Below are 8,889 nucleotides of genomic sequence, written 5' to 3' on the forward strand. Positions count from 1 at the left end.
GGCAGGTAACTATATCGTAAGTCAGAGTAATTTTTATATTTATCATTGGGTTTCGATGTTATGGAAAGCTTATGACGTGTATGTCGTGATGCAATATCAGGGAAAACCTTACATTCGTCTGAACGGCGGAGACTGGGTGCCTTACCCGCAATAATCTCACCCCTATCACGTTATCAGGCAGGAGAAAATTCTGCCCGATTCTTCAGTCTGCTCCCCGAATAGCGATATTGGATTATGCAGGGGATATCCCCTATTCTGAGGCCGCGTTATCGCTGTTGCCAAAGGTAGCCTAGGATTAAGATGAAATCCCCCGAACATCAGCAGAAAACAGCGTTAAGACGGCGATAAGCTGCCTTATACTATTTGCTGCGTATCAATCGTGTTGCTGTGTGTAACGCGTGCGCATTTTTCGCGTTGTATATTGCTCACCTGTTTGTGGTTTGGTGGGTCAGGTATCTAGGTTTGTATAAAGGTTGACGGAGAAAGCGCTTGCGGCTCAGACGTTCATTAACGATTAAACAGATGACAGCCGTGTCTGCCGTGGCACTGGTGACGATCAGCCTGTTTATCGTCATACAGCTCTTTCACTTCGTTCATCAGCGCCGTGAAGATTATGCCAAGCAGTTGGAGAGCATCGCCTATTCCGTGCGTCAACCGCTGACGGATGCGGTGTTACAAGGGGAAGTGCAGCGGGCGGGCAATATTCTGGACAGCTTATTACCCGTTGCCTTTCTGAGCCGAGCAGATGTGCTGCTGCCGGATGATTTCCAGACGCTGCACGCGAATTTCCCGAAAGAGCGTCCGGTGCCAGACTGGATCGCACGGGTCTTTAAGCTGCCTATCCGCATCTCTATTCCGCTTTATTCGCCTCCGCAGACGCAGTATTCGGCTCCGCTGGCGCATCTGGTGTTGCAGGCGGATTCCTACCGGATGTATCAATTTATCGTCAGCACCTTTTCAACCATGCTGGCGACATATCTGCTGCTGGCGCTGATTATGTCGATCGCCATTACCTGGTGTATTAACCGCCTGCTGATACACCCGCTGCGTGGGATTATTGTCGAGTTACAGAATCTCCCGTCGGATGACATGCTCCACCGCCAACTTACGCTGCCGCCCTGGCATCAGGACGATGAGCTCGGCGCGCTGGTGCGCAGCTATAACCGCAATCAACAGCTGCTGGCGCAGTCGCTGTCTGTCGGAACGGAAGGCGCGGAGCTGCCGGACAAAGCGCACTTCATGCGACGCCTTGAACAGCGTATGGCTGATGCGACACCGTTCAGTCTGCTGGTTTTCGGGCTTGATTCGTCCGCCAGCAAGCAGGGCAAGGTAGACATGCTGGTGAAGCAGCTCAGCACGGCTATTGAAGAGCAGAACGAGGCTGGGCTCATCTATCTGGCGCGTCTCGACTGTGATGAGTTCGCTATCATCGGGAAGCAACTGCAATCCGCTGGACAGGCGCAAGATTGGGCGCAAAATGTGATGCTGACGATTAATTCTCCCTTTTTACCGGCGGGCTTCCAGCCTGCGCGGGCTGTCAGCGTCGGAATCCTTACCATTACCGATCCTCGACCCGAGGATGCGGCACTGCTTTTATCACAGGCGCGTTTTGCTATGCAGTTGGCGCGGCGTGATAAAAAATCCGGGATTCATCCTCTCACGGTACCTTCCTGAGTATTTGCAGGTAACGCAAATGTTACTTTTCATTGAAAGGTTTCCTGAACGGCACATTCCCCGTATGACGGGGATTTGAAGGTTTTTCAAGGCAATATTGCTGCCGAAAAAATGTGCATCTGTTACAAATAAATTGCACTGATGTTTCTTTATAATTCCTGCTGACGTGATTCAGCTCTTGTTTTTAACCTGTCGTTCACAAACTAAACTTATAAAACATTCTCAGCTTGTTATTGCAATGTTACTTTTCGGCGCAATCACAGGCGGCATTTTCGTACCCTATTCCCCTCCTGTGTTTTCCCCACCATAGGACGTATGTATGAAAACATCAATTTTTAAAAGTCTTTATTTTCAAGTTCTTGCCGCCATTACAATAGGGATACTGTTGGGGCATTTCTACCCTCAGCTTGGCGAGCAAATGAAGCCGCTGGGCGATGGGTTTGTTAAATTAATTAAAATGATTATTGCACCAGTTATCTTCTGTACGGTAGTCACCGGTATCGCAGGTATGGAAAGTATGAAGTCGGTCGGTCGTACTGGTGCGGCTGCCCTGCTGTATTTTGAAATTGTGAGTACGATTGCGCTGATTATCGGTTTGGTCGTGGTTAACGTGGTGCAACCTGGCGTGGGCATGAACATCGACCCAAGTACGCTTGATGCATCTGCGGTGGCGGTTTATACCCAGCAGGCGTCGCAGCAGGGTCTGATTCCGTTCCTGATGGACGTGATTCCGGCGAGTGTAGTTGGTGCGTTTGCCAGCGGTAATATCTTGCAGGTTCTGCTGTTTGCTGTGATGTTTGGCTTTGCGCTGCACCGCTTAGGGGCAAAAGGCAAAGTGATTTTTGATGTGATCGACAGCTTCTCCAAGGTCATTTTCGGCGTCATTAACATGATCATGAAACTGGCTCCGCTGGGGGCGTTCGGTGCAATGGCCTTCACCATTGGTAAATATGGTGTCGGTACGCTGGTGCAACTGGGGCAATTGATTGCTTGCTTCTACATCACCTGTGTTCTGTTTATCTTCCTGGTGTTGGGCAGTATTGCTAAAGCGACTGGCTTCAGTATCTTCAAATTCATTCGCTACATCCGTGAAGAACTGCTGATCGTACTGGGCACATCCTCTTCTGAATCCGTGCTGCCACGTATGCTGGAGAAGATGGAGAAGGTCGGTTGTAAAAAATCGGTCGTGGGTCTGGTTATTCCTACCGGCTACTCGTTCAACCTGGATGGCACCTCCATCTATCTGACAATGGCCGCGGTATTTATCGCTCAGGCGACCAACAGCCACATGGATATCTGGCATCAGATTACCCTGCTGGTGGTACTGCTGCTGTCCTCTAAAGGTGCAGCGGGCGTGACGGGAAGTGGATTCATCGTGCTGGCGGCAACGCTGTCTGCCGTGGGCCACCTGCCAGTTGCCGGTCTGGCGTTGATTCTGGGTATTGACCGCTTTATGTCAGAAGCCCGTGCGCTGACCAACCTGATTGGTAACGGTGTGGCGACCATCGTGGTAGCAAAATACTGCCGTGAGCTGGACGAGAAGAAACTGGATGCTGAGCTGTCTGGCACCAACAAGAACGATAATGGGATTACACCGACTGCACAGTCATAATTCCGATACGATTTTCTAAATCAGTTCCCCACGGCGTTAACGCTCCGTGGGGAATTTTTTTGTCTGCCAACACGTCGAACCAAACCGTTTCCCTTCCTTTTCTTACCCGTCCTGAAACGTAAAAATATTGTTAAATATGACTATTTTTACCTTTTTTGCAGATTATTTCGTCTTCTGGAGTGACATAGACAAAAGCGCGCTGTCCAAGGGAATGGTACACTTCGCGTCTTTAATTTTTTCCGTGATATATCCACGAGAGTGTGCGGTGGCAGACGCAAGGCCACCATAATGATCAACAATAACCACATTATTATGTTGGATAGCTATGAGTAGGGGTTCACATGCAGGGCACCAAAAAGGCGCTTTTCGTTGGTGGTTTGTTGCTGGCTGTGGTCAGCAGCGGCGTGCAGGCTGAAGCACTACAGCCCGATCCTGCCTGGCAGCAGGGTAAGCTTGATAATGGTTTTACCTGGCAGTTATTAACCACACCACAGCGCCCCGGCGATCGGGTTGAGCTGCGTCTGGTTGTTAATGCCGGGTCGCTGCTGGAAAACGCCCAGCAGGTAGGTTTTGCCCATTTTCTTCCCCGTCTGGCCTTAGCGCCCAGCGATAAGCTGTCCGCCGCTCAGCGACCTTCCATGTGGATGCGGGACGCTAACAGCTCACGCGTCTTGCCTCCGGTCATTGTCTCGTACGACTTCACGTCGTATAACCTGAGTTTGCCGAATAATCGCCCCGAACTGCTGAAAGAAGCGCTGACGTGGCTTTCGGAAAGCGCAGGGCAGATGACGTTTGATGAAAAACGCCTACAGGCTGCGTTGAAGGTGCCCGATCAGGTGGCAACCTTTCCAGTTAACCCACAGGATCCGAGCTGGCGCTATCGCCTGAAAGGCTCACCCCTGCTGGCGCACGATCCTGCTCAGGACGTCAAACCGCCGTTGAATGGCGAGCAGCTCCAGCAGTTTTATAAAACGTGGTACACACCCGATGCGATGACGCTCTACATCGTCGGTCATGTGGATAACCGCAGCGTGATCGAGCAGATCGGGAAAGTCTTCTCCCCGCTGGAAGGGAAACGTGAATCACCCGCGCCGTTGCCGACACTGAGCCCGCTACCGCCGCAGGCGATCAGCCTGATGAATAACAACGTCCAGCAGGATACGCTGTCGCTAATGTGGGATGCCCCGTGGCACCCGATTCGTGAATCGCAGGCGTTGGTTCGCTACTGGCTGGGTGATATGACGCGGGAGGCGATGTTCTGGCACCTACAGCAGGTGCTGGAGAAGAGCTCGCTGAAGAGCAACAACCTCCGTTTCGACTGCAATGTGTTTTATACCCGTTCTCAGTGTGCAATTCATATGGATGTACCGAATAGCGACGGCGTTGAGCTGGGCGTGACGTTTATGGCGCGTGAGCTGGCGACGCTGCGTGAAAAAGGGCTGACACAGCAAGAGTTTGATGCGCTGATTGCGCGCAAGACGGACGAACTGAACAAGCTGTTTGCGACCTATGCGCGGACCAGCACGGACATCCTGATGGATCAGCGACTGCGCTCCCAGCAGAATGGCGTCGTAGATATTTCTCCCGAGCAGTATCAGAAACTGCGCCAGACCTATCTGTCCGCGTTGACGCTCGATATGCTGAATCAGGAACTGCACCAGCAACTGGTACAGGATACGACGCTGATGTTGATCCAACAGCCCGGTGAACCGGAAGCGAATATGAAAGCGTTGCAGGAAGCCTACGACCGTATTATGACACCGGCGACCGAGCCGGTTGCCAGTACCGCGGCGGCTGCGCCGGAAGGGGCTATTCCTGAAGGAACGAAACCGCAGGAAACGGCACCCGCCGCACAGTAATTCGCTAATCAGTAACTCATTAATCAGTAAATAGAAAAGGCCGCGATTGCGGCCTTTTACTTATTATCACGCGACAGCCTGTTTATGCAGGCATTGCCTCTAGCGGGATAATTGCGCCACGGTATTGAATGACCGTGCTGGCCGTCAGGTGACCGCGCTGTGCGGCTTCCTGCGTGCTGCCGCCGTTCAGACGTACTGCCAGATAACCTGCGCTGAAAGAGTCGCCTGCGGCGGTGGTATCGACCACTTTCTCTTTTGGCAGTTTGACCGCTGGGACATCAACCAGCTCTTGTCCGCGTTCAGACACGATGCAGGAATCGGCACCGCGTTTGATGACCACTTCGTTAACGCCCAAACCGTGTGTTCGATCCAGCACCGTTTCCAGTGGCTTCGTGCCCCACAGCATGTCTTCGTCATCCAGTGTCAGGAAAGCGATATCGGTACAGGACAGGATGTCGGTGTAGGCCTGCTGCGTTTCTTCCTTGCTCTGCCACAGACGTGGGCGGTAGTTGTTATCAAAAATCACTTTACCGCCGTTGGCGCGGCAGGCGCGCAGCAGGGCGAGGAGACGCTGACGGCTTTCGGCGTTCAGAATCGCCAGACTGATGCCGCTCAGGTAGAGATAGTCAAACTGTGCTAGCGATTGACCGATTTTTTCTGCTTCCGGGCTGTCCAGCCAGTAACGGGCAGCAGCATCATTACGCCAATAGTAGAACGTACGCTCGCCGCTATCGTCGGTTTCAATGAAGTATAAACCGGGTAATTTGTTGTCCAGTCGCTGAATCAGGTCGGTTTTCACCCCTTCTTTTTGCCAGGCAGCCACCATCTCGGTACTGAAGCTATCGGTGCCGAGTGCGGTCACGTAATGCACACCCAGCTTATCGGCGTTTACCTGACGGGCAATGTAAACGGCAGTGTTCAGCGTATCGCCGCCAAATCCACGGTTAAGATCCGTGCCCTTCTGCGACAGTTCGATCATGCATTCGCCGATTACGGCAATGTTAGTAGTTGTCATCACTTTTGGCCTGTTTGAAAAGGTACCCTGCACCTGATGTTATTGGGGATAAAAAATGCGGAAATTAACGTCAGTCTCAACATTACGCGAGACTGAGTCAATAGCCTTGAAACGATGTTTTATTTTTTCATGACGCAGATCGGAAAACCAGTGCTTTCACGCTGCTTTTAGCGATCGGAGGGCGGTTCTTTTTCTTGCTCATTCTTATCCGTCGAGGTGTCGCCTTTGTAGTTCGCTGTGGCAATCCAAGCAGCGCAGAAGAGCGTCAGACGAGCGAAGAAATAGAAGAACGCCATCAGGCCAATGACCGAACCGAACGCAGCTCCGGAGGGGGAGCTGGCTAATTTAGGCAGCGCGACGGTCATCGCAAATTTGATTGCTTCAAAGCCCACGGCGGCGATTAGCGTGCCACGAAAGAGTGCTTTACGTTTGGGTTTGTGGCGCGGTAAAACGAAAAATATCCACAGAAATAACAGATAGTTGGCGAAGATGGAGATGGACAGGGCAATCAGCGTTAACGCGGGGCGCAACCATTCTATGCCATCCAGCCCCAGCGCGTTCACAATCATGTTTTGCGCGGTGCCGGCAACAGAGGTCAGGAAAAGCGTAATAATGAGTGCAATGACCAGGCCGATCAGCGACAGGAAATCCCGCGTGTACTGAAAGTAAATCTTCTCTTCATCTTTCGGGTTTCGTTCCCACACGTCGCGCGACTGGGCGCGAATCGCCTCACGCAGGTTTCCCATCCAACTGATGCCGGAATAGAGTGCGATTAGTAACCCAGTAAGCCCCACGGTGGTACGCTGCTGCACGGCGGTGTTAACGGTACTTTTCAGCGTATTGGCCAGATTAGGATCGCTGATGCTGTTGACGATACGGTTAATCAGGCCTGTCAGCAGGTCAGGGTTGGAGGCCAGCACGAAACCCACGGCGGCAAAAGACACCATGAGAATCGGGATCAGCGACAGAAAGGAAAAATAGGTAATGGCCGCGCCAAACTGGTTGCCCATCCGATCGTTGAAACGTTCGCCCGCGCGAATCAGGTGCGCCACGCTGGGGATCGCCTGAATACGGGCGACCAGACGCTGACTCTTGCCCAGAAACGAAAGGGGTTTCTGTGGTGATTTATCCCCTTCAGGGGTTGACGATGTTGACTGGCGCTCCGAGTCTGCCGGTACAGGCATTGCGTTTCTCCTGTGTTCGGGATTAGTTTATTAGCATAAGGTTGATTATAACCAACAATATACTCGTCATCCTTCAAGTTGCATGTGCGTTGGCTGCGTTCAGTCACCCGAATCACTTACTTGAGTAAGTTCATCGGGACTCCTTCTCTTGCCGCCTGCCTGAAACTCGAATTATGTAGAGTATATAACAATATGATTTTTCAATTTTTTCTGAACGTACGTCATACACGGACGTTAAGCGAGTGAATTTTCCATGCCAACACCTTCCCCATCCGAACCGGCGCTGAGCGGTCTGTGCCTTAATCTGCGCATCGTTTCGATTGTGGCGTTCAACTTCGCCAGCTATCTGAATATCGGCCTGCCGTTGGCGGTGCTGCCGGGGTATGTGCATGATCACCTTGGCTACAGTGCATTCTGGGCCGGGCTGGTGATCAGCCTGCAATACTTCTCCACGCTACTGAGCCGCCCGCATGCGGGCCGCAGCGCCGATGAAAAAGGGCCGAAGAAAATTGTCGTCTGGGGGCTGGCTGGCGTCATGCTGAGCGGAGTGTTCTACCTGATGGCCGCCTTTAGCGATGCCTCGCCTGTCATCACGCTGCTGTTGTTGTGTCTCGGACGTGTCGTTCTGGGAGCCGGACAGAGCTTTGCAGGTACAGGCGCAACGCTCTGGGGCGTCGGTGTGGTCGGTTCCCGACACATCGGGCGCGTGATTTCATGGAATGGCATTGCCACCTATGGCGCGATGGCGATTGGCGCACCGCTCGGCGTCTGGCTCAACCATGTCGGTGGGCTAAAACTGCTTTCCGTCTGCATTATCCTGATCGCAGCCGTGGCGATTGTCCTCGCGCTGCCGCGTCCGGCGGTGCAGGTCGCACCGGGGAAAAAGATTCCCTTCCGCGAAGTGCTGGGGAAAGTCTGGGTTTACGGCATTATTCTGGCGATCGCCTCTGCGGGTTTTGGTGTGATCGCCACCTTCATCACGCTGTTTTATGCTGACCGTAACTGGGAAGGCGCGGCGCTGACGCTAACCATTTTCAGCTGTGCCTTTGTCGGTGCACGATTGGTGTTTCCTAAAAGTATTCAACGGCTTGGTGGGCTGCGCGTGGCGATGGTGTGCTTCGTGGTTGAGATCGTCGGGTTATTGCTGGTCTGGGGGGCGACGCAGCCGCTGATGGCGGAAGTCGGTGCGTTCCTCGCGGGGGCGGGTTTCTCTCTGGTGTTCCCAGCATTGGGTGTCGTCGCCGTTCAGGCCGTATCGCCGCAGAATCAAGGGAGCGCGCTGGCAACCTATACGATATTTCTCGATTTATCGCTGGGCATCGTCGGGCCGGTGGCGGGCGTGCTGATGGCCTATACCGGTATTGCCTCTATTTATCTGGCGGCAGCGCTGCTAGGGCTATGCGGTCTGGCACTGACGTGGCGGCTGACCCAGCATCCGGCGCAAGGATGAGGGCAGCCATAATAAACATCATGCCTCCTGATTGCCGATGATATGCCGCCGTTCCTTGCTGACGGTGACCTCATTACTTCACAGGCTGTTGGTCT

General features: G+C 53.0%; 6 protein-coding genes. 4 read left to right on the top strand and 2 right to left on the bottom strand.

Annotated features, from left to right (window positions below):
- Positions 1-522: 522 nt before the first annotated feature.
- From H0248_RS17440 to H0248_RS17450, 3 genes are all read left to right on the top strand, one after another.
- On the top strand, positions 523-1,674 hold the full coding sequence (locus tag H0248_RS17440) for a diguanylate cyclase domain-containing protein (protein WP_180786875.1): 1,152 nt from the start codon (positions 523-525) through the stop codon (positions 1,672-1,674).
- A gap of 319 nt (positions 1,675-1,993) precedes the next feature.
- Positions 1,994-3,286: a dicarboxylate/amino acid:cation symporter gene (locus H0248_RS17445; RefSeq protein WP_180786876.1), complete on the top strand. Its 1,293-nt coding sequence runs from the start codon at positions 1,994-1,996 to the stop codon at positions 3,284-3,286.
- A 341-nt stretch (positions 3,287-3,627) separates the two neighbouring features.
- Positions 3,628-5,145, top strand: coding sequence for a M16 family metallopeptidase (locus tag H0248_RS17450; protein WP_180786877.1), 1,518 nt, complete (start codon positions 3,628-3,630; stop codon positions 5,143-5,145).
- Between the two features lie 82 nt (positions 5,146-5,227).
- Here the strand turns inward: H0248_RS17450 and H0248_RS17455 are convergent, their stop codons facing one another.
- Positions 5,228-6,160 (bottom strand): sugar kinase, encoded by a 933-nt coding sequence (locus tag H0248_RS17455; protein ID WP_180786878.1) that lies wholly within the window; start codon positions 6,158-6,160, stop codon positions 5,228-5,230.
- 167 nt (positions 6,161-6,327) lie between these two features.
- On the bottom strand, positions 6,328-7,344 hold the full coding sequence (gene yhjD, locus H0248_RS17460) for an inner membrane protein YhjD (RefSeq protein ID WP_180786879.1): 1,017 nt from the start codon (positions 7,342-7,344) through the stop codon (positions 6,328-6,330).
- A gap of 253 nt (positions 7,345-7,597) precedes the next feature.
- Here yhjD and H0248_RS17465 point away from each other — a divergent pair, with 253 nt between their 5' ends.
- Positions 7,598-8,794, top strand: a complete 1,197-nt coding sequence (locus H0248_RS17465) for an MFS transporter (RefSeq protein ID WP_180786880.1) — start codon at positions 7,598-7,600, stop codon at positions 8,792-8,794.
- The last annotated feature ends 95 nt before the right edge of the window (positions 8,795-8,889 follow it).

Source organism: Pectobacterium brasiliense, assembly GCF_013449685.1.
GTDB lineage: Bacteria > Pseudomonadota > Gammaproteobacteria > Enterobacterales > Enterobacteriaceae > Pectobacterium > Pectobacterium brasiliense_A.

What these genes read in the sequence shown, in the direction of transcription:
- H0248_RS17455 (WP_180786878.1), bottom strand. Translation starts at nt 6,160, where the DNA reads ATGACAACTACTAACATTGCCGTAATCGGCGAATGCATGATCGAACTG.
- H0248_RS17465 (WP_180786880.1), top strand. Translation starts at nt 7,598, where the DNA reads ATGCCAACACCTTCCCCATCCGAACCGGCGCTGAGCGGTCTGTGCCTT.
- H0248_RS17440 (WP_180786875.1), top strand. Translation starts at nt 523, where the DNA reads ATGACAGCCGTGTCTGCCGTGGCACTGGTGACGATCAGCCTGTTTATC.
- H0248_RS17450 (WP_180786877.1), top strand. Translation starts at nt 3,628, where the DNA reads ATGCAGGGCACCAAAAAGGCGCTTTTCGTTGGTGGTTTGTTGCTGGCT.
- H0248_RS17445 (WP_180786876.1), top strand. Translation starts at nt 1,994, where the DNA reads ATGAAAACATCAATTTTTAAAAGTCTTTATTTTCAAGTTCTTGCCGCC.
- yhjD (WP_180786879.1), bottom strand. Translation starts at nt 7,344, where the DNA reads ATGCCTGTACCGGCAGACTCGGAGCGCCAGTCAACATCGTCAACCCCT.